This is a genomic window from Streptomyces sp. NBC_01481 (assembly GCF_026339995.1).
Classification (GTDB): Bacteria; Actinomycetota; Actinomycetes; order Streptomycetales; family Streptomycetaceae; genus Streptomyces.
Genome location: NZ_JAPEPT010000003.1, coordinates 674,222 through 699,535 on the forward strand (window position 1 = coordinate 674,222; position 25,314 = coordinate 699,535).

Consider the following 25,314-nt stretch of genomic DNA (forward strand, 5'->3'; position numbering starts at 1 on the left):
TCAGTGCTCCTTGACCAGCTGGGCGTACGCGCCCCCGGCGGCCACCAGGTCCTCGTGACGGCCGCGTTCGACGACCGAACCGTGGTCGAGCACCACGATCTCGTCGCTGTCGCGCACCGTGCTCAGCCGGTGGGCGATGACGACGCAGGCACACCCGCGGCGCCGCAGATTGTCGATGATGATCCGCTCGGTCTCGGCGTCCAGGGCGCTCGTCACCTCGTCGAGCACCAGAATGCTGGGCCGCCGCACCAGTGCCCGGGCGATCTCGAGTCGCTGCCGCTGCCCGCCGGAGAAGTTGCGGCCGTCCTGCTCGACCCTGCTGTGGATGCCGTCGGGACGCCGTGCGATCACGTCGTAGAGTGCCGCGTCCTTCAGGGCGGTGACGACGGCGTCGTCCGCTATCGAGGGGTCCCACAGCGCCACGTTGTCCCGGACGGTGCCCTCGAAGAGGAAGACGTCCTGGTCGACGAAGGAGACCGATGCGGCAAGCGAGCTGCGGGAGATGTCCTCGAGTCGCTGCCCGTCGATGCGGATCGTCCCCTCCCACGGGCTGTACAGACCGGAGATCAACCGCGAGACGGTGGACTTGCCGCTGCCGGACCCGCCGACGAGCGCGACCTGCCGGCCGGGTCCGACCGTCAGGGAGAAGTCGCTGAGCAGCGGCTTGTCGAGCGGGCTGTAGCCGAAGGTGATGTTCTCCAGGGACACATGGCCCTTCAGCCTGCGTGTACGCGCGTCGGTCTCCCGGCGCGAGTAGAGCGAGTCCACGGGGAAGCTCTCGACGTCCTTGAGGCGGGCCACGTCGGCGGCGAAGTCCTGGATTCTGCCCGCGACGCCGTTGAGGCGTGTGATGGGCGCGGTGAAGCGGGTCACCAGCGCCTGGAAGGCGACGAGCAGACCGATCGAGATATGGCCCTCCACGGCCCGCAGACCGCCGATCCACAGGATCAGCGCGCTGTTGACTGTCGCGAGGGTCGGCGCGACGACGGCCAGGAACGCGCTCGGCACGCCGAGCCGCTGCTGTTCCTCCAGTGTGGTCGCGTGCTGGCCCGCCCAGCGGCGGAAGTATCCGCTCTCGCCGCCGGTGGCCTTCATGGTCTCGATGAGCTGAAGACCGGTGTACGAGGTGTTGGTCAGCCTGGCGCTGTCGGCGCGCAGCTTCTGGGTGTGGGTGGCCCGCAGCCTGATCACGATGCGCATCGCGACCACGTTGAGCAGGGCGATCCCTATGCCGATGACGGTGAGTTGAGGGTCGTACGTCCACAGCAGGAGGGCGTAGAGGATCACGACGACGCCGTCCACGCCCGCCGCGGCGAGGTCCCGGGCGAGTGTTTCGGCGACCGCGTCGTTGGACTGGAGGCGCTGGACCAGATCGGCCGGGCTGCGCTGCGCGAAGAAGGTGACCGGCAGCCGCAGCAGGTGCCGCAGGAACCGGGCGCTGCTGAGCGTGGACGAGATGATGCGGCCGCGCAGCAGGTTCGCCTGTTGCAGTCCGGTCAGCACCGCGGTCAGCGCCACCATCGCCGCCATCGACGCGAACAGCGGTCCGAGCAGCGAGGTCTGATTGCCGATCAGGAACATGTCGATGTACGTACGGCTCAGCGCGGGCACCGCCGCGCCGACCGCGACGAGCAGCAGGCTCGCCAGCAGCGCCGCGAGCAGGGTGCCCGTCGTGCCGCGCAGCCTCGCGGGCATCGCGCGCATGATCCCGGGCTTGCGGCCGCCGCGGCGGAAGCTGCCGGAGGGCTCGAAGATCAGGGCGACACCGGTGAAGCTGGTGTCGAAGTCCTCCGTCGCCACGAAGCGGCGGCCCTTGTCGGGGTCGTTGATGTGCACGCCCCGGCGGCCGAACCGCCCGCCCATGCCGTCGTAGACGACATAGTGGTTGAACTCCCAGAACAGGATCGCGGGCGCCCGCATCTCGGCGAGTGCCGCGGGTTCCATCTGCATGCCCGTGGCCTGCAGTCCGTAACTGCGCGCGGCCTTGAGGATGTTGCTGGCCCGCGAACCGTCCCGCGAGACTCCGCACGCGATCCGCAGTTCCTCCAGCGGCACATGCCGTCCGTAGTGCGCGAGCACCATGGCGAGCGAGGCGGCGCCGCACTCCAGAGCCTCCATCTGGAGCACGGTCGGCGTGCGAACGGTCTTCTGCTTTACCCGCTTCTTGGGCTTGGGCGCTCCCCGGCGAGCGCCGCCACGTCGCGGAGCGGGCGCGCTCTCCGGGCGGTGCCGGCCTCGGCCCGCCGACGGCAGTTGCTGCTGCGTGGTCATGGAAGCAGCCAATCGATCGGATGCTGCTGGGCCAGGCGGACGGAACCGGTGGCCAGGGTCATGGAGTCCACGGCGTACGGAGGGCCCTGCGAAGTGGACCAGGAGTAGCCGGACTTGGTGCCCGACGACGCATCGAGCCTGACCAGGACCTCGACGGGCTGGCCCGCCTTGGAGAACTGCTCGCCCAGCTGGCTGCTGCCGAGAAAGCCGGTGATCCGCTGCCGGGTCTGGGCGGTCCGGCCGACCGCCTTCACCCGGCCGCGCAGCACTCCGTACTGCTGTGTGGGCACCGACTGGACCGTGAGATCCACCGTCGCACCCACGCGCACGGGGGACGCGCTGTCGGCAGGGACATACAGAACCGCCATCAGGGGGTCGTCGGCCTTCTCGACGCGTTCGACGGCCGCCATGTCCGCTCCGGTGGTGACCACCGAGCCGATCGTGGTGACCAGCGCTGTCAGCCGGCCCGCGGCGATAGTACGGACGACGGTGCTGCCCTGGGCCGTACGGACCTTCACCAGGGGAGCGTTGGCGGGAACCCTCGCGCCCTCTTCGGCAAGCACCTCGGTGACCTGGCCCGAGACGGGGCTCTGCAGGACATAGCTGCCCTGGGCGTGTGTGAGGATTCCGGGCGCGCGAAGGGTCGAGGTCACGGTGCCGGTCGCGGCCCATACGGCCGCGGCGATCATGACGACGACCGTGACGGCGAGGACAAGCCGGCCGCGCGGCCGGGCGAAACGCACCGGCAGATCGATTTCCTCGGGCGACTGGAGTTTGGAAAGGGCCTGTTGGCGGAACTGCACGGACACTCCTCGGGGGGCGGCGACCGAATGCCCCGGACCCGTGGGGGATCCGGGGCACGTGGCCCGGCCGGTCGACAGGGAGGGGAAGCCGACTTGCCGTAGTCACCGCAACTGCCTGTGCCGCCCGGCGGCACAGAACCGGCTCAGAGACCGGCGGCCAGGCCCGTGATGCCGGAGGTGTTCAGGCCGGTGACGCCCTCGGCGGTACCGACCAGGGAGCCGACGGTGCCGGACGCGGCGTCGACGATGCCGGAGACGGGGACGAGCGAGTCGGCGGTGCCGAGGACGGCGCCCGCGGCCTGGCCCACCAGGCCGCCGGACACGTTGTCCAGGTCGGCGTCGGAGATTACCTGGGTCTCAACCTGGGGGGTGGAGTTCATGATGAGCTTCCCTTCGCATGGCTAACTCGAATTTCTGCGACCGGGTCTTTCGACTCTCCCGCAGTGCGAAGGATCAAAGCACGCAGGCGTGTTGCGCAGCTAATCGGACAGCGTCGGATCAAGGCGCTTCCGGTCCGCTGAATTACGTCGCGTGCACGGTCGTCCATGGGTTGGTGCCATCTTCTTCACGTATTCGCCGCGCCTCAATTCCGATGCCCGGGTGCCTCCTTGGCCGAGGGGAGGACATTCCGCACCAAACAACGGACCAGCAGGTCAGCGCCGGGTTGCGGCGCCGGGGACTGTGTGGCGCCTGGGTATTCGGTGTGCAGATTCACCGAAGAACGCTTCCTCGTGTCAGGTGGTGCGTGCACCGCCGACGTCCATGTGTAGGGAGTGTTTCCTTCGGGTGTTCACAGGGTGTTCAGCGCTGCAATCGGCACGGCATTACGGGGGAAATGGTCCGGCCCCCGGTAGAAGCGGAGATAACCGTATAACGGAGGTGCGCCCGACGCGAGCGGAATGGTCGATTCCGGCGTATACCACGGCGTTTGGCGGTACTCGACCGGGCTTGGGCCATTGACGTCTGACGGCACGTCAGGAACGGTGATGGGCATGGCGATGATGCGTGCGCGTCTGATCGGTCTGCTCGCCCTCATGACCGCGCCCCTGACCACCGGGGGCACCACGTCCGCCGCCGCGACCCCGCCCGGCTCGCTCTGGTTCGACGAGCAGGCCGCCGCCGCGTTCACGGTCGACCACGGCCGCTTCACCGACGGGCTCGGCCGCGAGGTGGTGCTGCGCGGATACAACGTCTCCGGCGAGACCAAGCTGGAGGAGAACGGCGGACTGCCCTTCGCGTCCGTCGCCGACGCCGAGAAGTCCGCGACAGCCCTGCGCACGCTCGGCGGCGCCAACAGCGTCCGCTTCCTGCTGTCCTGGGCCCATGCCGAACCCGTCCGCGGCCAGGTGGACAGCGCCTATCTCGCCGCCGTCACCGCGCAGATGCGCGCCTTCCTCGCCGCCGGCATCCGCGTCTACCCCGACTTCCACCAGGACCTGTACTCGCGGTATCTGTTCAACCCGGGCAGCTGGTACACCGGCGACGGCGCCCCCAAGTGGGCGGTCGAGGCCGGCGGCTATCCACGGGAGTCCTGCGGGATCTGCCTCTTCTGGGGCCAGAACATCACCCAGAACGAGGCCGTGAAGCGGGCGGCGTACGACTTCTGGCACAACCGCGGCGGTGTCCAGGACGCCTTCCTCGCGACCGCCCGGACCACCATGGCCTACCTTGCCGACCACCTCACCGACGCGGAGTTCGCGGCCGTCGCGGGCTTCGACCCGTACAACGAACCGCACGCGGGCTCGTACGACACCGGCCAGACCAGCCGCACGTGGGAGCGCGACCTGCTCTGGCCCTTCTACGAGAAGTTCCGCGCCCGCATGGACGCTGCTGGATGGCAGTCCAAGCCCGTCTTCGTGGAACCGAACCTCTTCTGGAATGCCAACCTCTCCTTCCAGAAGCAGGAGGGCGGCCTCCTCGACGCGGGCACCCTCGGCCCGCGCTATGCCTTCAACACCCACTTCTACGACCAGAAGGCCATCTCCGGAATCTTCATGTGGGGCAAGGCCGCCGACGGGCAGTACGCGCGCGACTTCGGCACCGTCCGGGACCGCGCGGCGGGCGCGGGAACGGCGGCGGTCGTCAGCGAGTTCGGCCATCCCCTGACCGGAACGGTCTCCGACAAGGCCCCGACCGTCTACAAGGCGATGTACCAGGCCCTGGACTCCCGGCTGCCGGGCGCCTCCTGGTGGTCCCGGCCACAGGACTCGGGCCCGGTCCTGTCCGGTACGCAATGGCAGTGGGACATCTACAACGGCCGCCACCACGAGCTGATGAACGGCAACCCCGACAAGGTCCGCACCACCGGCGACGCCTGGAACGACGAGGACCTCTCCGCCGTACGCCTCGACGACTCCGGGACGCCGGTCCTGCGGCAGGACGCCAGACTGCTCGACCGCCTCTACCCCAGCGCCACCGCGGGCCGCGCCCTCGCCTTCACGTACGAGGACCGCTCACGGGACGGATCGGCCACCCTCACCTGGAATCCCGTGCCGAAGTCGCTCCCGCGCGTCCAAGAGCTCGTCGGCTCCGGGCAGTACGGCCTCCTGCTGTGGCGCTCGGACGGCGGCTCGGCCCCCACTGAACTCCACCTCCCGGCCTCCTTCGAGACCGCCCGGACCACCGTCGTCTCCGACCTCGGCACGGTCAGCGGCCTGCCGTCGTACGGGTCGGATGTGCCGATCGCGGTGGCCCCGGAACCGGGCGGAACAGGCAGCCGCCGCCTGCTGCTCACGGCCGGGAGCGCCGACGCCCTGCACTACGCGCTCGTCACCAACGGGGCGACGGCGCCCTCGGCGGAGCTACTGAGTGCGGCGCGGGCGGAACTGGCGGGGTGGGCGGCGGGGCTCGACTGAGGCTCGCCTCAATCACTCCTCGCCCCGAAGCCTGCCCAGTTGCAATTTCAGGTACGCAACGCACCTCTTTGCTGGGCAACAGACCTTGTTCGGCAGCTCCCTTGCTTGCTCCACTGCTGGTGGACCGTTCCTCGGCCACCCGTCCCTGATCCTCAACAGCGCTCATACACGTCGGCTGGGAACCGAGTAGTACCCATTCCGATCCGAATCGAATTCACCGCGTTCGGCAACAAGGGCTTCAGCTTCTCCCACAGCCTGGAGAACGCCGCCGGCAACGTCCTAACCGGCATATAGCATCGGCGCAGAACAGCCTTGGAGGACTTGCTTGACGCGCACCACGCCACCGCGCCCTGTCGACGTCGAGGCGGTCTTCCCCGCACTCGCCGCCCACCGGCGGACCGCGACACGGCTGCACCCGCGCCCTGGTGCACCCAAGGCGGAGGAGAGTTCGGTCGCCGGGCCGCTGCTGTGGCCGGCCCACGAACCGTGGCCGGTCTGCACCGCCGTCCACTCCAAGGGCACGGGCCACCTCCTGTCCGACGTGCACCTGCGGCGGCGCATCCAGGACGAGGCGCGAGGACGGGACTACACCGACGAGGAGCAGCTGCTCCTGGAGGGCATGACGTCCGGACTCCACGTCCCGGATCTGGGCGACGCCGACCCGTTGCCGCTTCTGGCCGTGGCCCAGCTCTACACACGCGACGTGCCGGACCTCGTCGGGCCCGACGAATGCGACCTGCTCCAGGTGTTCTGGTGCCCCTTCGAGGTACACGGCCCGGACCGCACGATCGACGTGGTCCTCAAGTGGCGGCGTGCGGAGGATGTCGGCACCGCACTGACGCCGCAGCCCGAACCGCCGGTTGCCGGCCGCGAGGAGTGCGTCCCGACCACGTGCGTCCTCCACCCGGAGCAGGTCGTGGAGCACGAGTACCTCGGCCTGCTGGGTGAGGAACTCCAGGAGGAGATCGCCGAGTGGGAAGAGGGACTCCTCGACGAGGAAGACGCCGAGGACGCCTACGACTCCTCAGCTCCGGCGAGCTACGCCACTTACGAGGAGTACGAAGCGGCCATGGCCGCCGCCCGCTCCGAGGAACCGGACGAGATCGACTACATGAGCGACCTCTCCATCGCCCCCGGCTGGAAAGTCGGCGGCTACGCCTCCTGGCACCTGACCGACCCCGCCCCCGTCGACTGCCCCCAGTGCGGGACTCCGATGCCGCCGCTGCTCACCGTCGACAAATGGGAGTGCGACGGCGGCTCACGGAGCTGGCTGCCTGTCGAGGAGGGCGCCGACGATGACCCGGGAGTCATCGATCCCGTCGGTGTCTATCTCGGCCGCGGCCAGATGCGCGTCCACACCTGCCCGACCGACCCAACCCACCCACACCGTCTCAGCTTCCAGTGAGCCCCCATCAGGCCGCATGGCAGCAAGCGGACTCTCGACCCCGGCCAGAAAAGTAAGAGCCGCCCGCACCTCGGTCCGCTCGGGCGTCCTGCGCGACCACCACCGCGGGTACTTCCTTCCCCCAGGACCCTGCGTGCCCAACACCAACAGCAGCGCCCAGCCTCGACCACAGGCCGCCCGCGAGCGTTGACCCCCTTCTCCCCGTCCGGGAAGCACCGCACGGGAGTCCGGGAACGATCTGAGCAGCGGCCGTCGGCCGAGGGAGAGGGCCAGGGGGTAGCGGCACCGTTTCGGTCTGCTCGGGTATCCAGAGATGCTTCCGGCCCCCTCGTCGCCTGGGCTTCGAAGGGGCCGGAGTTGGTAGCGGGGGCAGGATTTGAACCATGCGACCTCTGGGTTATGAGCCCAGCGAGCTACCGAGCTGCTCCACCCCGCGTTGGTGGGACCACTGTACGTCAACGCCGACCCGCGCGACGGTGAATTTCCCGGCGCACGGGGGAACGAGGGCGAGCACGCTGAAGCCGCGCAGCAGGTTCTTGATCACAAGCAGAATTGCCCTGGCGTCTCGCTCGGATTCACCCGCCAGACCTCCCAGGAGGTCCCACGTACCCCCGACGGTCTCCCCGTCCACGTCACCCCGGTCCTGGTCGTTGGCGAGCACTACTACAGCCGGATCAAGAACCGCGCTCGCTGAGCGGGTGCAGGCATCGGCGGTGATCCCGCTTCCACGAAGTGGCTGCCCGGGGCTGCGGGAGCGCGGCGCGCCCCATGTGCCCGGCTAGGGCCTGTCGTTCGGATCAGGCCCTAGCGGCCTTCCTCCTTCGCCTTGCGGCTGCGGTAGGTGCGCATGGCGACCTGGGCTCCGCATCGATTCGGGCTGCAGTAAGCCGCGGAGGAGTTGCGCGTCCGGTCGTAGAACCCGAGGTGGCACGGCGGGTTCCGGCATGCCTTGAGTCGCATCCAGGAGCCGCGCAGGGCTACGTCGGATGCTGCGGCGAGCATCTTCGCGAGCGCGCCCGGTACGCCGCTCTGGGTGGGCGCGAGGTGTACGCCGGAGGCGGTGATGACAGGAGCCAGGGGATACAGCTCCGCGCTACGGCGCAGATACTCCTCGGCTCCGGCTCGGCCCGGCTCGTCCTGCTCGCCCGCATGGGCCAGCAGGACGAGGACCAAGGCGTCCCTCAGCTCACGGGCGGCGGCGGCATCGGCATCCGTGACCAGCGACGCGGAGTCGATGAGGTCCTCCTTCCGCAGCCACCGCGAAAAGGCGGCACCGTCGAGGAGTTCTTCACGACTGCCGTCGATCGCACGGGTGTTGACGAAGGTGAGTACGACCTCCGCCGCCGCCGAAGGGCTGAGCGTCGTTCGGCTTGCATCCATGGCCATGAAGCCCACAGTACCCGAGGCGAGTGAGGCGTCATTGCTGTCAGGCATAGACATCTGGGTGCCAGTTTGCTTGCCAGTTATGAGTTAAGTGCTTATGGTCCTAACCATGACGAACGACAGTGACACCTCGAACACTGCCCGCACCTGGTTCATCACCGGCTCCTCTCAGGGCCTCGGTCGTGCACTGGCGATCACCGCCCTCGACCGCGGCGACCGCGTCGCGGCCACTGCCCGCCGCACGGAGTCGCTCGCCGACCTCGTCGACCGCTACCCCGGCCAGGCCATCGCGCTCGAACTCGACGTCCGAGACGAAAGCGCGGCCCACCGCGCCGTCGAGCAGACCCTCGCTGCCTTCGGCCGCATCGACGTGGTCGCCAATATCGCGGGATACGGACTGTTCGGCGCCGTCGAGGAGGCAACCGACGCACAGGCCAGGGCCATCTTCGACACCAACGTCTTCGGCCCGCTGAACGTGCTGCGCGCGACGCTGCCCGTCCTGCGAGGGCAGCGATCGGGCCACATCCTCCAGGGATCCTCGCTCTACGGGCAGTTGGCGCACCCGGGCGTCGGTCTGCTTGCCGCCGGCAAGTACGCGCTCGAAGGACTCTCCGACGCACTGGCTGCCGAGCTCGCCCCCCTGGGCATCAAGCTCACGCTGATCGAGCCGGGCTACATGGGGACCGGTTTCCTGTCCCACCTGGTCTTCACCGAACCCACCCCTGACTACGACCGGACCGTGCGCGCCGTCCAGAGCTCGCTCGGTGAACTGTCCCCTGAAGCCTTCCTCGATCCCGCCCGAGTCGCCGCGGCCGTCATCACCGCCGTCGACGCCAAGCAGCCGCCCCCGCGTCTCGCCCTGGGACGCGCGGCGGAGGACGACATTCGCGGCGCCCTCGCCGCACGCCTGCGCGAACTGGACGACTGGACCGGCGTCACGCGGGGCGTGGACGCCGCTCTCCAGGAGTCCTGACCAATCGGCCCTGGCTGCGGCCGGGTTGACGGAGGCACCGCAACGGACTCCAGCCCGGCGGCAAAAGCCGGGCAAGGACTGGCGATCCAGGTGACAACCGGCATGCCTGGACGATCAACGCCTGCCCGCTGCGAGGCGGCCGCCCGCGGCGGTTCTGACCTCGAGCTCCTCCATCGGGTCGTCGCGGAGCTGGGTGAGCCGCTGGCTGACTCGCGGATGGTCGGGTGCGGAGGCGACGGCCAGCAGACGGGCGTTCGGTTCGCAGTCCCAGAGCGACTCGGTGTACGCCCAGTCAAGCCCGGCCGGGTCGATGGCCGCCAGTGCCTTCAGGTAGGCCGGCCGTTCGTAGGAGTGCGGGGTGTGCAGCCAGAATCGGCGCAGTACCGGCGTGGCTTCCGCGGCCGCCGGCCCGAAGCGGGCCAGGCCGGCGGCCAGCCGGTCGGGCCCGCACCACTGGCGCGCCTCGTCGTGGGCGGCGAGGTCCCGTATCAGCGCAGGCAGGTCCTGGGTTTCGCCGTGTTCGGCCAGAACCCGGATTCCGGTCCAGGACAACCAGTCTCGCTCGTCCGCCGCCCATGCGCGCGCCGCGGGTACGGCGAGGGCGCCGAGTCGCTCGACCGCACGGGCGAGCCAGGGGAGTGACCACCTGCCGTCCACCGTCCCAAGTCCGGGCACCAGCGGGATCAGGTCCGGCTCCGGCGGGCGACCGGCCAATGTGTGCAGGGCCTCGGCCTTTGCACCGTCGGCCGTGTCCGCGTCGGCGAGTACGGACAGCAGTCGGCGACGGCTCGGACTCAGCTCGACGGTGTGCGTCCTTTGCGGGCGCGGATGCGCGGACGTCCCGTACCCCGTCCCCCAGGACACCCAGGGCTCGGAGCGCCACAGCAGCGGCTCCTCCCCGCTCAGCCGGGCACGCGCGACGTCGGCCAGGTCGTTCCACCACTCCATCGGCCAGGTTCCGGCCACCGATTGGAGGACGTCCACCCAGTGCTCGCCCTCCCGGATGTAGGCCCGCAGGGCATCGCGGGCCTCGGCCGAACCCGACACGGCCAGCAGCTCCAGAATGCCGGTGGCCCGCTCGCAGTCGTCCTCGTCACCTGCCAGCACGGCGACCACCGGATCCAGCGCCAGTCCCAATTCCTGGATCAAGCGCGCCAGATAGAGGTGGCGGTCGTCCACCGAGTCCCATCGCCAGTCCTGCCGGACCTCGTCGTACACCAACTCGCTTGCTGTCGCCGGATCGTCCGTCGCACGTAGCGCGCCCAGACCCCGACCTCGTTGCAGAAGACCTTTGAGCGAGTCCACCGTTGCGTAAGCCTGGTCACCCGCTGATTCGTTGCTCATCCATGCGGAGCCTGCCCGAGACGCAGCAGAGTCACCAGGCAATTTTGGAGCGCCGCCAAGGGGGTTGCTGCGCAAGAGGCCGGCGATCGGCCAAGGGCGAGCGGGATGGCCCCGACCGCTACGGGACCCTCGTCCCGCCCGTGTGACCGACCAGGTCGGCCACCGCGCGTGCGAGCGCCGCGAGGCCGGGGCCGGCGGGGCCGCCCGGTTCCGCCATGTAGAGGTCCCTGCGGATCTCGATCATCAGCGCGCTGACGCGAGGGTCCTTGCCGTAGTACTTCAGCGGCACATACGTACCGGCGAAGGGCGTGTTGACCGCAGTGCCGCCCAACCCTGCGAACGCCTTCTCCGCCAGGGCGACGAGCTCCGGCGGAGTGTGGAAGTCGTCGGCGCCCAGGCAGATCGGCGGCCGCGGGCCCTCGCCGTGCAGCTCGTACGGCAGCGGCTCGGTCGGATACGAGTGGATGTCGACGACGACGGCGCGTCCGGTGGCCGCCAGCCGCTCGCCGACCGCCGCGGTCATCGCCTCCGCGTACGGACGGAAGTAGCGGTCGATCAGCGGCTGCGGGTCCACATCCGGTGAGCGCAGCTGCTCGCCGTGCGTGGTGTGGGTGTAGACCGCGCCCATGCCGACGGCCAGCATCTCCTCCCGCTCATCGGGAAAACGCTCGGGATCGATCACCAGTCGCGAAAGACCGTTCACGAAACGCCAGGGGGCGACGGAAGCAGCCTCTGCCGCGGCGGCGGCAATCTCCGCGGTGTGGGCGTCGGTGATGTGGTCGAGTTCCCGCTCAAGCGCCGCGTCGTCCAGCTCGATGCCGCTGCGCACCGGCGCGGGGATGGCCCGTGCGGAATGCGGGACATGCAGAAGGACAGGGGAGTGGTCGGCGCCGGGAAGAAGCCGGAAGGGTGGGGGCTCGTGGGACATCGTCGTCCTTCCTGCCGGGCGTGCGGAGATCGACGAGCATTCTACGAAGCCGGAGCAGGCCGTACCGGCGATTCTCACCTCCTGGAACGGCGCAACTGCCCCCAGCCCGACCCCGCGCCCAACTGCTCGCCCTGGGCGAAGAGTTGCTTGCCCGTGGTCCCTCCTCCTGCGAGGATCACATGATCGACGACGCAGAATTCCTGACCATCTAGGGAGCGCCTCATGACCGGGAGCGAGCCGGCCGTCCCCAGGATCGACACCAGCAAGCCGCATCCGGCCCGGGTGTACGACTGGTTCCTGGGCGGCAAGGACAACTACCCGGTCGATGAGCAACTGGGTCGCCACATCATGAGTATCGACAACCGCGCCAAGCATGTCGCCCAGACCAACCGGTGGTTCATGCAGCGCGTCACCCGATGGATGGCGGGCGAGGCGGGCATACGCCAGTACCTCGACATCGGCACCGGCATCCCCACCGAGCCCAATCTGCACCAGATAGCCCAGGGCCTGGCGCCCGAGTCCCGCGTCGTCTACACCGACAATGACCCGATCGTGCTTACCCACGCGGAGGCGCTGCTGCGCAGCACCCCCGAGGGCGTGACCGACTACATCCAGGCCGATGTGCGCGAGCCCGGGCGCATACTTGAACAGGCCAGAAAGGTCCTCGACTTCGAGCAGCCGATCGCCCTCTCGCTGGTGGCGCTGCTGCACTTCGTCGCCGACGAGGCCAGTCCGTACGAGCTGGTGGGACAGCTCCTGGACGCGTTGCCGTCCGGCAGCTATCTCGTACTGTCGCAGCTCACCGCCGACTTCGACCCGCTCGCCGTCCAGCGCGGCGTCGACATGTACGCGGCGGGCGGCGTCACCCTGGTGCCGCGCTCGCGCGACGAGGTCGGCCGCTTCTTCGAGGGGCTTGAGCTGACGGAGCCCGGCATCGTCCAGCTGACGCGGTGGCACCCCGAGCTGGGCGTGGACGAGGTCACCGAGGGGAACGAGGCGGCTTCGCTCTACGCGGGAGTGGCGCGCAAGGCGTAGCCGTGGAAGTAGGGGTCGTCGGCGGCGCATATCGGCGGGGTACATCGGCGGCGTATACCGGCCAAAGGAGCGGTCGGGATTCCTGGGTACCCAAATTCTGCTTATGATTCGGATGTGTTCGATTCCCGGCACATCAGAACCTTCCATGAAGTGGTCAGGGCCGGTTCGTACTCGGCGGCCGCCCGCACCCTGGGCTATACGCAACCGGCGATCACCCAGCAGATGAAGTCCCTCGAACGGGACGTCGGCACACCGCTGTTCATCCGGGTCGGCCGCACTATGCGTCTCACCGAAGCGGGTGAGGCCCTGTCGCGGCATGCCACGGTCATCCTGGACAGCATGTCAGTCGCCCAGCAGCAGATGAGCGCGCTGACCCGGCTGCGCGCGGGAAGGGTCCGCGTCTGCGCGTTCCCCAGCGCCAATGCCACCCTCATCCCCGAGGCGATGGCCCGCCTCGCCGCCGCCCACCCCGGTGTGCGCGTCGACCTGCTGGAGAGCGAGCCGCCGGAGTCGCTCCATCGCCTGGTACGCGGGGAGTGCGACATCACGCTCGCCTTCACCTATCCCGGCCTGCATGAAGAGGTGCCGGACGAGCTGGTGGAGATCCCGCTCCTGGAGGACCAGTTGACGGTGCTGCTGCCGACCGGGCATCCGCTGGCGCGGCGCAGAGCGGTGCAGCTGGCGGATCTGGCGCAGGAGCGCTGGATAGCCGGGTGTCTGCGCTGCCGCGCCAATCTCCTTCACGAATGCGGCGAGCAGGGGTTCGCGCCGGACATCGCGTTCACGACCGACGACAATCTCGTGGTGCAGAGCCTGGTGGCGGAGGGCCTCGGCGTCGCGATGATCCCGGCGCTCGTACTGAACTTCCTCTGCCACCGCAAAGTCACCGGACGGCCGCTCCAACCCGCGTCCCGGCGGCAGATCTCGGCGTATGTACTGAAAGAGCATCTGCGGATACCCGCGACGGCGCTGGTACTCGAGGAGCTGAAGAAGGTCGCGGCAAACAAGATCGGCTGCTGAGACAGCGGCGACCCACTGATAAGCGGAGCTTGGGAAGTCACCAAGAAACCGTCGTTGGACGTGATGGGTCGGGCGGCTCGACGCTGCGCATATGACCCTCTCGACCAGAACGACCGCCTTCACGGCCGCCCGCACGACCGACCGCCTCGACGTGTTGATCGCCGACGTGCGCGAGGCCGTCGGGAGAGGCCTGCCGCCGGACCTGACGGCGTATCTGGTCGGCGAGCGCCTCGCACCGCATCTCGGTGCGGACGATCTGCTCACCTCCGAGCAGTGCGAGAGCGACCCCGCCCGCTACCGCCAGCATCTGCTGCACGCCGAACACGACGGAAGCTTCTCGATCGTCGCGCTGGTCTGGCTGCCGGGCCAGGGGACGTCCGTGCACGACCATGTGTCGTGGTGCACCACCGGTGTGCACGAGGGCGAGGAGTACGAGCGGCGCTACCGCCTCCTCCCGTCCCAGGCCACCGGCGCGGCCGCGCGCCTTGTCGCCACCGGCGATGTCGTCAACGGGCAGGGCGAGGTCTGCGGATTCGCGCCGCCCGGCGACATCCACCGGGTCTGGAACGCGGGACCCGGCAGGGCGATCTCCCTTCATGTGTACGGGGCGGACATCTCGCGTCTGGGCACCAGCGTCCGGCGGGTCTACGAGCTGCCGGCCGACCGCTGATGGCGATGCTGAGGGAACGGGCGGCCAAGGCACCCCCTTCCGCGGCCGCACCTCGTACCCTGCCCGGCCTTGCCCTCGCCGCGTCCGCTGTTGCCGTCGCCTGGTCCGCACACCAACTCCTGCCGGACATACCGATGCTGACCGCCGCCGTGGTGCTGGGAATCGTGGCGGCGCATCTGCCGGGCGCACGCGCCCTGGTCCGGGGAGCGGCCAGCCCTGGACTCTCGTGTGCCGCGAAGCGCCTGATGCGGGTCGGCATCGTGCTGCTCGGGCTGAAGCTGAGCCTGGACGACGTCCTCGGCCTCGGCTGGGCGACGGTGACCATGGTGCTCGGTGTCGTCGCCGCGACCTTCCTGGGCACCTGGTGGCTGGGCCGCCGTATGGGGCTCCCTGGCGATCAGCCGCTGCTGATCGCCGCCGGATACTCCATCTGCGGGGCGTCCGCGATCGGCGCGGTGAGCGAGGCGACGGACAGCGACGAGCGCGACGCCGCGACGTCCGTGGCGCTGGTGACACTGTGCGGAACCCTCGCCATCGCCGTACTGCCGCTGCTGCAGCAGCCGTTGGGGCTCAGCGACGCGGAGTTCGGGCGCTGGGTCGGCGCGAGCGTCCACGACGTGGGGCAGGTCGTGGCCACCGCGCAGACCGCGGGCCCCGACGCGCTCGCTGAGGCGGTCCTGGTCAAGCTGATGCGCGTGGCGCTGCTCGCACCGCTCGTCGCGGCGGTGGCCTTGTCCGTACGACACAGACGGCGCGGCGCTGCGACGGCGAGGAAGCGGCTGCCGCTCGTCCCGCTTTTCGTGGTCGGCTTCCTGGCGATGGTGGCTCTGCGCAGTACGGGTCTGCTGCCGACGTCGGCCATCGACGTGGCCCAGCACGCGCAGGAACTCCTGCTCGCCGCAGCGCTGTTCGGTCTGGGCAGCGCGGTCGACCTGCCGTCCCTGACGCGTACGGGGGCGCGGGTCGCGGCTCTGGGGCTGAGCGCGTGGGTGGTCGTGGCGGGGGTCTCGTACGCGGGAGTCCTGCTGGTCATGGGCTGAGGTCCCCTCGAACGCTTGGACCTGTCTGATGGGAGAGAGCACAGTGCAGGTGCCGATCGGCAACCCGCCGGACCCGCTGGACACGGGGAGGCGGATAATGGAGACCATGGCAAATACCAAGGGAGCACAGGCCGTTGTCGTCGCCCTCGGCGCCCTCGGCGTGATCGCAGCACTCGCCGTGCTGTGGATCTTCATCAGCGCCGCGGGCATGGTGATCGGCTGACCGCCCAAATGGGCAGGACCTAGGCGAGCAGCGTCGGCGCCGCCTTTTTCAGTACGGCGGTGACCCGCTCCCAGGTCGCCATGTCCCGCTCCACCGGCGGGAGTTCGACAGCGCCGCCGCCCCAGCTACTCGCCAGCGCGACCGGGTCCTCGCCCGTCGCGGCTCCCGCCGCCAGGGCCGCCGCGCCGAGCGCGACAAGCTCGCCGCTCTGAGGGATCAGCAGCGGGCGGCCGGAGAGGCGGCGCACGGTCTCCACCCAGTGCCGCCCCTTGGTGCCGCCGCCCACCAGGCGCAGCGGGCGGGCCGCCACCTCCTCGTCGGCCGGGTCGAGGCCGCAGGCGCGGAGCACTTCGTCCAGCGCGCGCAGCACCGTCACCACCGCGCCCTCGTAGGCAGCGCCGAGGAGCTGCTGGCGGGTGGTGGTGTGGCGCAGACCGGTGAGCAGACCGGAAGCCGCGGGCAGATCGGGGGTGCGCTCCCCGTCGAGGTAGGGCAGCAGCACGACTTCACCGCCCGCCTCGGCGGCGTCACGGCCGAGGCCCAGCAGGGTCGCGATCTTGTCGACGGCGAGCGTGCAGTTCAGGGTGCAGGCCAGCGGGAGATACGTACCGTCGGCGGCGGCGAACCCGGCGAGTCCCGGGGAGGCGGGCCGGGTGCGGCTGGCCGCGAAGACGGTGCCCGAGGTGCCGAGGCTGAGGGCCGGGTGGTCGAGGAGCCCCGCGCCGCCGAGCCCGAGGCCGACCGCGGCAGCCATGTTGTCGCCGGTGCCCGCGGCGACGGCGATGCCCGCGGGCAGGCCGAGGTCGGCTGCTGCGGTGTCGGTCAGCGAGCCGATGCGTACGGCTCCGGTCGCGGCCACCGGAGGCAGCGAGTCGGCGTCCAAGCCGATGAGGTGAAGGATTTCCGGGTCGTACGCGCCGGTGGCGGTGGAGTACCAGCAGGTGCCCGAGGCGTCACCGGGATCGGTGGCCGCGGTGCCCGCAAGCCGTTCGGTGAGGAAGTCGTGGGGGAGGCGTACGGCGGCGGCCGCCTCGGCGGCCCGTGGCTCGTTCTCGCGCAGCCACTGCCACTTGGCGGCCGTCATGGAGGCGACCGGCACCGATCCGGTGCGGGCGGTCCAGGCATCGGGCCCGCCGAGCGCCTCCGTGAGGGCGGCCGCCTGCGGGGCCGAACGGGTGTCGTTCCACAGCAGCGCGGGACGGACCGGACGTCCGGCCCGGTCGAGGACCACCAGGCCGTGCTGCTGGCCCGCCACCGCGATACCGGTGACGGCGGACGCGGGCAGGCCCGACTCCTTGAGCCCGGCGGAAACGGCCTCGCGCAGCGCGTACCACCACACCTCGGGGTCGCTCTCGCGTGCGCCGCCCTCGCCGCCGACCTGGTGCGGGGCCCGGCCGACGGCGAGCGTGCGGCCGGTGGCGGCGTCGACGAACGCGGCCTTGGCGGACTGGGTCGAGCTGTCCACGCCGATGACCACCTGCTGCGCGGGCATGGTCCCCACCTCTCCCTCCCGGCCTATTTGGCCGTTCGCCGAACAAATTACGTCAAGCGGTCGTGCGCGAACAGGTGTTGGGGGCTACTGCGATCGGGATGGGGTATGCATCATTAGTAAGGTCAGCAAACAAACCAGGGTCCGAAGGCGGTCATGGCCATGGCGCAAGGCTTCACTCCCACCCCCGACGACAAATTCAGCTTCGGCCTCTGGACGGTCGGCTGGCAGGGCAGAGACCCGTTCGGGGACGCGACCCGCCCGCCACTGGACCCCGTCGAGTCCGTACAGCGGCTCGCCTCACTCGGCGCGTACGGCGTCACCTTCCACGACAACGACCTGATCCCCTTCGGCGCCTCCGAGTCCGAGCGCGAGTCGCACGTCAAACGCTTCCGGCAGGCGCTGGACGCCACCGGCCTGGTCGTGCCCATGGCCACCACCAATCTCTTCACCCACCCTGTGTTCAAGGACGGCGGCTTCACCGCCAACGACCGGGATGTACGCCGGTACGCGCTGCGCAAGACCATCCGCACCATCGACCTGGCCGCCGAGCTCGGGGCGCGCACCTATGTCGCCTGGGGCGGCCGCGAAGGCGCGGAGTCGGGCGCGGCGAAGGATGTGCGCACCGCGCTGGACCGGATGAAGGAAGCCTTCGACCTGCTGGGGGAGTACGTCACCGAGCAGGGCTACGAGCTGCGCTTCGCCATCGAGCCCAAGCCGAACGAGCCGCGCGGCGACATCCTGCTGCCGACCGTCGGCCATGCGCTGGCCTTCATCGAACAGCTGGAGCGGCCAGAGCTGTACGGAGTCAACCCCGAGGTCGGCCACGAGCAGATGGCCGGGCTGAACTTCACGCACTCCGTCGCCCAGGCGCTGTGGGCGGGCAAGCTCTTCCACATCGACCTCAACGGGCAGAACGGCATCAAGTACGACCAGGACCTGCGCTTCGGCGCGGGCGATCTGCGGTCCGCCTTCTGGCTGGTCGACCTGCTGGAGACCTGCGGCTACGAGGGCCCGAGGCACTTCGACTTCAAGCCGCCGAGGACGGAGGACGCGGATGGGGTGTGGGCGTCGGCGGCGGGTTGTATGCGCAACTATCTGATTCTGCGGGAACGAGCTGCGGCGTTCCGCGAGGACCCTGCGGTCAGGGAGGCGCTGCGGGCGGCGCGCCTGGACGAACTCTGCCGCTCCACGGCTGAGGACGGGCTGTCCGGGCTGCTGGCGGACCGGTCCGCGTTCGAGGAGTTCGACGTGGAGGCGGCGGCGGAGCGGGGGATGGCGTTCGAGGAGCTGGATCAGCTGGCGCTGGACCACTTGCTGGGGGTGCGGGTGTAGGCCCGAACTGGGGCTCCGCCCCAGACCCCGCTCCTCAAACGCCGGAGAGGCTGGATGTGCGGCCCCGCCGCCTACCCCGCTGCCCGTGCCGCGTACCGCACCGGGTCCCCCAGTACGTCCCGTACCACCAGCGCCGCCGCACCCCGTGCCGCGTCCGCCGCCGGGGACGCGGCGCGCAGGCGGCCCGCGGTCTCGGGCCACAGGCCCGAGACCACCCTGGCCGACAGCTCGCCGTCGGCCGGCGGCGCCAGCCACGGCAGCAGCGGCCCGTAGATCCCGCCGAGCACCACCGCGTCCGGGTCGAAGAGGTTCACCGCGCCGGACAGCACCCGGCCCAGCATCAGCCCGGCCCGGCGGAGGGCCGACACCGCGTGCTCGTCGCCCGCGCGGGCCCGGCGTTCCAGCTGGGCCACGCCCCGCGCGCCGCTGTGCTCGTCGAGGCCCGCGGCCCGTAGCAGCGCCGATTGCCCGGCGTACTGCTCCAGGCAGCCGCGCGAGCCGCAGCGGCATTCGGGCCCGTCCGGGGACACCACGACATGGCCGATCTCACCGGCGAAACCGTGCGCGCCGCGCAGCAGTTCACCGTTCAGGACCAGCGCGCCGCCGACCCCGATCTCGCCCGTCAGATACAGGAAGCTGCGTACATCGCCGAGGCCCCCGAACCACAGCTCCGCCAAGGCCGCCACATTGGCCTCGTTCTCGGACCGCACCGGCAGGACGGGCTGCGCGGGACGCAGCGCGGCAAGCGCCTCGGCGAAGGGGCCCTCGGCCGCGACGCGCGTCCAGCCGAGGTTGGGCGCGTACCGGACGGTTCCGGCCGAGACGAGGCCCGGCAGCGCCAACTGGGCGCCGACGGGGTGCAGTTCCTGCTCGGCCGCGGACACCAACGCCCGGGCGGCGATCACGGCGGCCCGGTCAAGCACCCGCTCGGGCGGCGCGCCCCTGTTGTCGATGTGCTCGACCAGCCGCACCCGGTCGGTGCCCGCCAGGTCGACCACGCACACCGCGACATAGTCGACGTTGATCTCGACCCCGATGCCCGCGACTCCGGTACGGGCCACCTTCAGCACCGTGCCCGGACGGCCCGCCTGACCGCTGAAGGTCTTGCCCGACTCCGTCAGGAACCCGCTGTCCAGCAGCTGCTCGACCAGGGAGGAGACGGCCGCGCGGGTCAGCCCCACTCGCGCCGAGACCCCGGCCCGGGTCACCTCGCCCGCGTCGCGGACCGCCCGCAGCACCAGGCTGAGGTTGTGACGTCGTACCGTTTCCCGGTCGGCCTTGGGCTCCAGCGGTGGATGGTTCCCGGGGCCGTTCCCACTCACGCGCCCGCCGGATCGGTCTCGAGCTCTGCCACCGGGCGCAGTGCGCTCACGGACCGCAGCAGCGGGTCACGCCGGCTGCGGCTGAATCCCCGCGGCCGACAGGCGAACGCGACGGCGTGCGCCGCGCCCGGTATGCAGAGGTCCAGGCCGTCCACGCATCAGCCCTGCGGCTTTCGGTATCCCAGCGACGCCTCGATACGGCCCTCGATGACATCCAGACCGGGCAGGGGACCGTGGGCGGGCGAACTCGTCAGCAGTGAACGGCACTTGGAGCTCAGCAGCAGACCGAAGCTCTCCGCCTCGTTCTCCTCGGCGACGTCGAAGTGCGTACGGGCCGCGACCTTCAGGACGGTGTCCTGCAGGTCGGCTCCGTCGTTCAGCAGTCGTGCCGCGACGGCCGCGCCTTCGACGTGGTGGCTGCAGTGACCGGCCTGCATGTGCCACAACTCGTGGCCGAGGATGACCAGTTGGTGGTCGGGGGCGGTGCGCTCCTCGATGACGATGAGGTCCTGGTCCGCCATGTCGAGCCAGAGCCCGCTCGCGGTTCCCGGGGGGAAAGAGGCCATGCGGAACTGGACCGGCCGGCCGCGTCGGCTGCTCATCCTGGCGCACAGGGTGGCGTAGAGGTCCGTCGGTTCCGCGGGGACGGGCAGGTCGATTCCGGCGATCAGTTCGCCGCACAACCGCCGCATCTCTTTGCCTTTGTTCACCGTTCTCCCGTCGGTGCAGGGTTCACTTCAGGACTCCGTCGGCTTGACGCTCTCCAGGAGCATGTCGAGCCATTCGGCGACCTTGTCGCGGTGCTTGTCGGTGGGAAGCTGGGCCGCGCGCCAGGCGATGCCCCGTACCCCATGGTCCTGCAGCAGACGCTCCAGCGGGTCGCTGTCGCCGGCGTAGTCGTGCAGCAGCGTCTGCTCGGTGCGCTGCAGGGCGCCGTCGAGCGCGTCGGCGTCCTCGGCGGTGAGGAATCCGGCGTGGACCTTGAAGAAGCGCTGAATGGCGTCGCAGTGCTCCATGGTCGGTCGGCGGTCGCCGTTGATGAGAGCCCCCGCCTGCTGCCGCGACATGGCCGCGCCGTCGGCGATCTCCTGCTGGGTGTAGCGGCGGCCGTTGGGCTTGAGCCGCGTCCTGCGCAACAGATCGAAGCGCTGCAGAAAGCGCGCCTGGAGGTCGGGTTCGCCGGCGGGCCGGCCGTCGAGGAGGTCCCCGACCACATCGGCGGGGACGCCGGAGGCCTCGGAGAGCTGATGTACGTCGAAGACCTCGCTGTGAGGCACACCGAGCTTGCCCGCGAGTTCGGCCAGACGGGAAATCGATGCCGTCAGGGGGCCTGCGGCTGTCGGGCCCGGAACCAAGAAGCCGTCTGTCACCAGTAGGTCTCCTAGATCACGCGAGGTCACTCCGCACACAGGGGGCTGCCGGGAGAGTAACTGTTTCAGGGAAGTGTAACCAGGCCTTGCCACAGCTGTGGCGCGATCTGAGCGCTCAGCGGCGGCCAATGCCACGATAGTTGACATGGCCGTGTGCGGGTAGCAGGATCGCCCACGCGGTGATGATCCAAATGGCCCTGCCGCACTTGGACTTCGAGAGGGTGGCGTTCTCGATGACATATGAGGCAGGCGTGGAACGACCCGGTGCCCATGGGCGGCGAGGCCACTCCGGCACGGCTCGCGGCGCGGTCCGGGCGAGGCGGGTCACCGATGTCATCAGGCGGCGCCGCGAAGAGCTCGGGCTGAGCGTGGAGGACGTGGCCGCCCGGCTCGAGATCAGCACCGGCGCGTACGGAAACTGGGAGTGCACCCCCGCCCAGGACTGGACCGACGACAGGCTCTGTGCCCTGGTCAAGGCCCTGGAGATGAGCGACCAGCAGGGCGGCTGGCTCTTCCGTCTCGCCGTCGACCGGGATCCGCCTGCCACCTGGAACAGGCCCTCGGCAGCGTCCTTGTCCGCGCTTCCGCTGGGACCCGCACGCCCCTCGGGTCCGGCCTTCCCGTCCGGGCCCATACGCCCGTTCGCGCCCGTCACCGCACCCGCGCTGCCCGCCCTGCCCGCGGCGCCCGGAGAGCCGGACCCCGGTGCTGCGCCGGACCCAGAAACCCAGGCCTACCTGCACGACTATGCCGTGATGATGGACGCCGTGCCGATGCCTTCGGTGCTGCTCGACCGGCGCTGGGACGTGGCACACGCCAACCACTCCTTCGCGGCGCTGTTCCACGGCATCGCGCCGCACCCCACAGCCATGCCCGGCGACAACTTCCTCAGGTTCGTGCTGTTCCACCCGGACGCCGGTGCGGTGCTCGGCGACCGCGAGACGAGCTGGTGCCTTCCCTTGCTGGCGCAGCTGGACGCGGCCCTGGAGCGTTACCCGGAGGACCGAGTCCTTCAGGCCATTCGTGGCGACATCGCAATCGACCCGATCATGGACGCCGCCTACCGCTTCGGACTGCCGCACTGGATGCGTGTCATGGGAGCGGCGGCCGTGCATCACGACGGAGCCGTACGGCCGCTCTACCACCCCGATCCCCGGTGGGGGCGCACCGAGTGCCGGATCCTCGACGAGACCCCCGGAACCCTGCAGGACCGGGGATTCACCCGGCTGACGCTGGTCATGCGCGAGGGACGGTCCGCCGTCTCGCCCGACGTGCGGCGCGGCAAGTCGCATCTGCGAGCGGTCTCCAGCGGCTGAGGCGCGGGCGTCGCCCGTGAAACCTGACCTGGGATCAATTTCGTGGCCGAACCGCTGACCGAAGGTGCCTGCGTGGCTAAAATGAAACCTGAATTCGCTTGCGCGACAGGGGGAACGCCTGTGCCCGAGATCGATGCGCTGCTCGAGAGGCAGCGGCTGCTCGCCAGGGTCCTGAACCGCGGCGCCGACGCCGACCCCGATCGAGTCAACGTCACCAGCCCGGCGGACGCGAACGCGGACCGGGACATGCTCGCCCTGCGGCGCGCGGAGTTGGGGATCGCCCCGCGCGAGGCGCTCAGGGACTCAGCCGGCGGCGAGCGCAGTGTCGCCATCGCCGGAAACAACTCCGGGATCGTTTCCACCGGCGACGGTGCGAAGAACACCCTGCACCAGTGAGCGGCAGGCCGGGTCTGCAGAAGCCGGACCCCGCCGAACACAAGCCCGACCGGTCGGGCGGCGACCGGTCGGTGACCGTGGGCGGTGACAACCACGGCATCGTGAGCACCGGCGACAACGCGAACAACGTGCTCATCCTTCCCGCAGCGCGCCCCGCCGACAACTCGCTCGCAGGGAAGGCCAATCTGCTCGCGGACAGGGTCAGCGCCTTCCTGAAGCGTGAGGAGGAGCAGCAGCGGTTATGGGATCCGGCTCCGCTGCCTGTGCGCTGTCGACCGGCACCTGAGACGTTGACCGGCCGTCGGAACAGCATCCTCGACGTGTCGGCCGAGGCGGCGGCCACTCTCCCGCTGGACCTGACCGGTCCGCTGGAAAAGATCGCGGCTGTCTACGAGGGGACAAAGCCCGGCAGACTGATGGTGCTGGGCCGGGCGGGTTCGGGAAAGACCATCCTGGTCCGGCGTTTCGCAAGGGCCCGGCTGGAAGCTCGCACGCCAACCGGCGAAGCACCGGTACCGGTGATCTTCAGTTTAGGATCGTGGAATCCCACCACGACTCCACTGCGGGACTGGCTGATCGACCGGCTGGAGCGGGACCACCCCTTTCTGGCCGGGGCCGGCCCCGACGGATCGACGTGGGCCGCCGCGCTGGTCGGTGCCGACCGCGTGCTGGCGATCCTGGACGGGTTCGACGAGATCGCCGACGGCCTGCACGAGGCCGCGCTGCTGGACCTCAGGGCCACCACCGTGCCGCTGCTGATGACGAGTCGCCGCGCCGAACTCGAAGCCGCCGTCGGAACAACCGCGCTCTTCGCCGGTATCGAACTGACCGACCTCACCCTCGACGACTCCGTCAACCACCTGCTGCACGCCACCAATACGCCCGCCTCCGACACGACCTCCTGCGACGGCACGGACACCACCACCCCGACCGGGTGGGAGTACGTCCTGAACACGGTGCGCCGTAACCCCGACAAACCGGCCTGCGCCAATCTGGCCGCCGTGCTGACCACCCCCCTGATGGTCACCCTCGCCCACACCGTCTACAAATCAGGCCGCGATCCGGTGAAGCTGCTGGAAATCGAGGAGTTCAGCACCCGAGGAGAACTTGAAGACCATCTTCTGGACAACTTCATCCCCACCGCCTACGACCGTTTTCTCAGCAACCGCCCCGCCGCGAAACGCCGACCCTGGCCCGCCGAACGCGCCCGCCACTGGCTCGGCTACCTCGCCACACACCTGAAGAAACTCGACACACACGACATCGAATGGTGGCGACTGGGAACCGCCATGAGCCTTTCTTCGCGCATGCTCGTCTCAGGGGTCACGATCGGGCTCATGTCAGGGACCGTGCTCGGACTCGTCTACGGGCTCACGCGCGAATCACGAGAGGCATCGCTCAACGTGCTTCTGAACGTGCTGGGGATCGGGCTGGTCTTTGGGCTCATGCACGGATTCGGGTCAAAACTCAAGGTCGGCGGAGCATTTGAACCGTCGCGCATGCGCATACAGATCCGCGGCGGGACGAAGAGAGTAAAGGAGAGTTTCCTCCCCAGAATTCGGGGCGGACTCGCGGGCGGGCTGGTCTTCGGGGTCGTGTTCGGGCTCGGAATCGCGGTCTATGCGGGTCTCCTGGCCTACCCCTGGACCGTGATCGCCTCAGTGTTCGGGAACTGGCTCGTGGCCGGGCTCACGCTCGGACTGGCGGTCGGGATCGTACTCGCGCTCGTGGCCGGGCTTGAGGCAGTCATCGAGACGAAATCCTCGGTCAGCCCGTTGGACCTGTTGAACACGAACCGCACGACCGTGCTCGCCCAAATGCTCGCGGTCGGGCTGGCGCTCGGGCTCGGGTTCGGGATCGTCGTCGCGCTCCTGAACGGGTCCGCACTCGGGGTCACGAGCGGGCTCGCGGCCGGGCTCACGGTCGGGCTCGGGGTCGGCACGTTGACCGCTTGGGGCCGGTGGGTGGTCCTGGTCCGCGTCTGGCTCCCCCTGACAGGGCGGCTCCCGTGGGCGGTGAACGCCTTCCTGGACGACGCCTACCAGCGAGGCGTGCTGCGTCAGGTCGGCGCGGTCTACCAGTTCCGCCATGCGCGGCTGAGGGATCGCCTGGCCGAGGTCTACGAGCAGTAAAGAT

The 25,314-nt window shown here is 69.8% G+C and carries 23 protein-coding genes and 1 tRNA gene; 12 read left to right on the forward strand and 12 right to left on the reverse strand.

Features of this window, described 5'->3' with window-relative positions; genetic code table 11:
* From OOK40_RS19570 to OOK40_RS19585, 4 genes are all read right to left on the reverse strand, one after another.
* Positions 1 to 2,271, reverse strand: coding sequence for an NHLP family bacteriocin export ABC transporter peptidase/permease/ATPase subunit (locus OOK40_RS19570; RefSeq protein WP_266483263.1), 2,271 nt, complete (start codon positions 2,269 to 2,271; stop codon positions 1 to 3).
* Complete coding sequence (locus OOK40_RS19575; RefSeq protein WP_266483265.1) at positions 2,268 to 3,074, reverse strand: HlyD family efflux transporter periplasmic adaptor subunit; 807 nt, start codon at positions 3,072 to 3,074, stop codon at positions 2,268 to 2,270. Before OOK40_RS19575 ends, OOK40_RS19570 begins: the two co-directional genes overlap by 4 nt.
* A gap of 143 nt (positions 3,075 to 3,217) precedes the next feature.
* Complete coding sequence (locus OOK40_RS19580) at positions 3,218 to 3,454, reverse strand: type A2 lantipeptide (RefSeq protein WP_266483269.1); 237 nt, start codon at positions 3,452 to 3,454, stop codon at positions 3,218 to 3,220.
* Positions 3,455 to 3,864: 410 nt separating this feature from the next.
* Positions 3,865 to 4,068 carry a hypothetical protein gene (locus OOK40_RS19585; protein WP_266483271.1) on the reverse strand — a complete coding sequence of 68 codons (204 nt, stop codon included), beginning with the start codon at positions 4,066 to 4,068 and terminating at the stop codon, positions 3,865 to 3,867.
* Here OOK40_RS19585 and OOK40_RS19590 point away from each other — a divergent pair.
* Complete coding sequence (locus tag OOK40_RS19590) at positions 4,067 to 5,929, forward strand: cellulase family glycosylhydrolase (protein ID WP_266483282.1); 1,863 nt, start codon at positions 4,067 to 4,069, stop codon at positions 5,927 to 5,929. The genes OOK40_RS19585 and OOK40_RS19590 overlap by 2 nt on opposite strands.
* Positions 5,930 to 6,254: 325 nt before the next feature.
* Positions 6,255 to 7,334, forward strand: a complete 1,080-nt coding sequence (locus OOK40_RS19595) for a hypothetical protein (RefSeq protein WP_266483289.1) — start codon at positions 6,255 to 6,257, stop codon at positions 7,332 to 7,334.
* Between the two features lie 358 nt (positions 7,335 to 7,692).
* Here the strand turns inward: OOK40_RS19595 and OOK40_RS19600 are convergent.
* A tRNA-Met gene (locus tag OOK40_RS19600) sits at positions 7,693 to 7,770 on the reverse strand.
* 3 nt (positions 7,771 to 7,773) lie between these two features.
* Between OOK40_RS19600 and OOK40_RS19605 the strand changes: the two genes are divergently transcribed.
* A complete protein-coding gene (locus OOK40_RS19605; protein ID WP_266483292.1) occupies positions 7,774 to 8,028 on the forward strand; it encodes a hypothetical protein in 255 nt (84 codons plus the stop codon).
* 110 nt (positions 8,029 to 8,138) lie between these two features.
* Here the strand turns inward: OOK40_RS19605 and OOK40_RS19610 are convergent, their stop codons facing one another.
* On the reverse strand, positions 8,139 to 8,720 hold the full coding sequence (locus tag OOK40_RS19610; protein WP_266483294.1) for a CGNR zinc finger domain-containing protein: 582 nt from the start codon (positions 8,718 to 8,720) through the stop codon (positions 8,139 to 8,141).
* A gap of 106 nt (positions 8,721 to 8,826) precedes the next feature.
* On the opposite strand from OOK40_RS19610, the gene OOK40_RS19615 reads away from it, so the two are divergent.
* Positions 8,827 to 9,690 carry an SDR family NAD(P)-dependent oxidoreductase gene (locus OOK40_RS19615; RefSeq protein WP_266483297.1) on the forward strand — a complete coding sequence of 288 codons (864 nt, stop codon included), beginning with the start codon at positions 8,827 to 8,829 and terminating at the stop codon, positions 9,688 to 9,690.
* Between the two features lie 114 nt (positions 9,691 to 9,804).
* Here OOK40_RS19615 and OOK40_RS19620 read toward each other — a convergent pair whose 3' ends face one another.
* Together OOK40_RS19620 and OOK40_RS19625 are read right to left on the reverse strand one after the other, a co-directional pair.
* Positions 9,805 to 11,034 carry a hypothetical protein gene (locus OOK40_RS19620; RefSeq protein WP_266483300.1) on the reverse strand — a complete coding sequence of 410 codons (1,230 nt, stop codon included), beginning with the start codon at positions 11,032 to 11,034 and terminating at the stop codon, positions 9,805 to 9,807.
* A 118-nt stretch (positions 11,035 to 11,152) separates the two neighbouring features.
* Positions 11,153 to 11,962 (reverse strand): N-formylglutamate amidohydrolase, encoded by an 810-nt coding sequence (locus tag OOK40_RS19625; RefSeq protein ID WP_266483302.1) that lies wholly within the window; start codon positions 11,960 to 11,962, stop codon positions 11,153 to 11,155.
* 222 nt (positions 11,963 to 12,184) lie between these two features.
* Here OOK40_RS19625 and OOK40_RS19630 point away from each other — a divergent pair, with 222 nt between their 5' ends.
* The 4 genes from OOK40_RS19630 to OOK40_RS19645 all read left to right on the forward strand — a co-directional run bounded on the left by OOK40_RS19630 (position 12,185) and on the right by OOK40_RS19645 (position 15,727).
* Entirely contained in the window at positions 12,185 to 12,997 is an 813-nt protein-coding gene (locus OOK40_RS19630) for an SAM-dependent methyltransferase (protein ID WP_266483304.1), read from the forward strand.
* Between the two features lie 114 nt (positions 12,998 to 13,111).
* Positions 13,112 to 14,017 (forward strand): LysR family transcriptional regulator, encoded by a 906-nt coding sequence (locus tag OOK40_RS19635; protein ID WP_266483307.1) that lies wholly within the window; start codon positions 13,112 to 13,114, stop codon positions 14,015 to 14,017.
* A 91-nt stretch (positions 14,018 to 14,108) separates the two neighbouring features.
* On the forward strand, positions 14,109 to 14,687 hold the full coding sequence (locus tag OOK40_RS19640) for a cysteine dioxygenase family protein (protein ID WP_266483309.1): 579 nt from the start codon (positions 14,109 to 14,111) through the stop codon (positions 14,685 to 14,687).
* The gene (locus OOK40_RS19645; RefSeq protein ID WP_266483312.1) at positions 14,687 to 15,727 is read left to right on the forward strand and encodes a YeiH family protein; all 1,041 of its coding nucleotides are present in this window, start codon (positions 14,687 to 14,689) and stop codon (positions 15,725 to 15,727) included. Before OOK40_RS19640 ends, OOK40_RS19645 begins: the two co-directional genes overlap by 1 nt.
* A gap of 242 nt (positions 15,728 to 15,969) precedes the next feature.
* On the opposite strand, the gene xylB is transcribed toward OOK40_RS19645, so the two are convergent.
* On the reverse strand, positions 15,970 to 17,442 hold the full coding sequence (gene xylB / locus OOK40_RS19650; RefSeq protein WP_266483315.1) for a xylulokinase: 1,473 nt from the start codon (positions 17,440 to 17,442) through the stop codon (positions 15,970 to 15,972).
* A gap of 159 nt (positions 17,443 to 17,601) precedes the next feature.
* Here xylB and xylA point away from each other — a divergent pair, with 159 nt between their 5' ends.
* Positions 17,602 to 18,774, forward strand: coding sequence for a xylose isomerase (gene xylA, locus OOK40_RS19655; protein ID WP_266484450.1), 1,173 nt, complete (start codon positions 17,602 to 17,604; stop codon positions 18,772 to 18,774).
* Between the two features lie 71 nt (positions 18,775 to 18,845).
* Here the strand turns inward: xylA and OOK40_RS19660 are convergent, their stop codons facing one another.
* The 3 genes from OOK40_RS19660 to OOK40_RS19670 form a co-directional block, all read right to left on the reverse strand.
* Positions 18,846 to 20,096, reverse strand: coding sequence for an ROK family protein (locus OOK40_RS19660; RefSeq protein ID WP_266483319.1), 1,251 nt, complete (start codon positions 20,094 to 20,096; stop codon positions 18,846 to 18,848).
* A gap of 158 nt (positions 20,097 to 20,254) precedes the next feature.
* On the reverse strand, positions 20,255 to 20,788 hold the full coding sequence (locus OOK40_RS19665) for a toxin-antitoxin system, toxin component (protein ID WP_266484453.1): 534 nt from the start codon (positions 20,786 to 20,788) through the stop codon (positions 20,255 to 20,257).
* Between the two features lie 45 nt (positions 20,789 to 20,833).
* Positions 20,834 to 21,466: a helix-turn-helix transcriptional regulator gene (locus tag OOK40_RS19670; RefSeq protein ID WP_266483321.1), complete on the reverse strand. Its 633-nt coding sequence runs from the start codon at positions 21,464 to 21,466 to the stop codon at positions 20,834 to 20,836.
* Between the two features lie 251 nt (positions 21,467 to 21,717).
* Here OOK40_RS19670 and OOK40_RS19675 point away from each other — a divergent pair, with 251 nt between their 5' ends.
* The 3 genes from OOK40_RS19675 (at position 21,718) to OOK40_RS19685 (ending at position 25,310) form a co-directional block, all read left to right on the forward strand.
* Complete coding sequence (locus tag OOK40_RS19675) at positions 21,718 to 22,782, forward strand: transcriptional regulator (RefSeq protein WP_323136078.1); 1,065 nt, start codon at positions 21,718 to 21,720, stop codon at positions 22,780 to 22,782.
* Positions 22,783 to 22,902: 120 nt separating this feature from the next.
* Positions 22,903 to 23,178, forward strand: a complete 276-nt coding sequence (locus OOK40_RS19680) for a hypothetical protein (protein WP_266483323.1) — start codon at positions 22,903 to 22,905, stop codon at positions 23,176 to 23,178.
* Positions 23,175 to 25,310, forward strand: coding sequence for an NACHT domain-containing NTPase (locus OOK40_RS19685; RefSeq protein WP_266483325.1), 2,136 nt, complete (start codon positions 23,175 to 23,177; stop codon positions 25,308 to 25,310). Before OOK40_RS19680 ends, OOK40_RS19685 begins: the two co-directional genes overlap by 4 nt.
* Positions 25,311 to 25,314: the final 4 nt, after the last annotated feature.

Excerpts from the sequence above, each read along its gene's own strand:
- OOK40_RS19570 (WP_266483263.1), bottom strand. The coding sequence starts at position 2,271 with ATGACCACGCAGCAGCAACTGCCGTCGGCGGGCCGAGGCCGGCACCGC.
- OOK40_RS19580 (WP_266483269.1), bottom strand. The coding sequence starts at position 3,454 with ATGAACTCCACCCCCCAGGTTGAGACCCAGGTAATCTCCGACGCCGAC.
- OOK40_RS19590 (WP_266483282.1), top strand. The coding sequence starts at position 4,067 with ATGGCGATGATGCGTGCGCGTCTGATCGGTCTGCTCGCCCTCATGACC.
- OOK40_RS19585 (WP_266483271.1), bottom strand. The coding sequence starts at position 4,068 with ATGCCCATCACCGTTCCTGACGTGCCGTCAGACGTCAATGGCCCAAGC.
- OOK40_RS19610 (WP_266483294.1), bottom strand. The coding sequence starts at position 8,720 with ATGGCCATGGATGCAAGCCGAACGACGCTCAGCCCTTCGGCGGCGGCG.
- OOK40_RS19615 (WP_266483297.1), top strand. The coding sequence starts at position 8,827 with ATGACGAACGACAGTGACACCTCGAACACTGCCCGCACCTGGTTCATC.
- OOK40_RS19620 (WP_266483300.1), bottom strand. The coding sequence starts at position 11,034 with ATGAGCAACGAATCAGCGGGTGACCAGGCTTACGCAACGGTGGACTCG.
- OOK40_RS19625 (WP_266483302.1), bottom strand. The coding sequence starts at position 11,962 with ATGTCCCACGAGCCCCCACCCTTCCGGCTTCTTCCCGGCGCCGACCAC.
- OOK40_RS19630 (WP_266483304.1), top strand. The coding sequence starts at position 12,185 with ATGACCGGGAGCGAGCCGGCCGTCCCCAGGATCGACACCAGCAAGCCG.
- OOK40_RS19640 (WP_266483309.1), top strand. The coding sequence starts at position 14,109 with ATGACCCTCTCGACCAGAACGACCGCCTTCACGGCCGCCCGCACGACC.
- OOK40_RS19645 (WP_266483312.1), top strand. The coding sequence starts at position 14,687 with ATGGCGATGCTGAGGGAACGGGCGGCCAAGGCACCCCCTTCCGCGGCC.
- xylB (WP_266483315.1), bottom strand. The coding sequence starts at position 17,442 with ATGCCCGCGCAGCAGGTGGTCATCGGCGTGGACAGCTCGACCCAGTCC.
- xylA (WP_266484450.1), top strand. The coding sequence starts at position 17,602 with ATGGCGCAAGGCTTCACTCCCACCCCCGACGACAAATTCAGCTTCGGC.
- OOK40_RS19665 (WP_266484453.1), bottom strand. The coding sequence starts at position 20,788 with ATGCGGCGGTTGTGCGGCGAACTGATCGCCGGAATCGACCTGCCCGTC.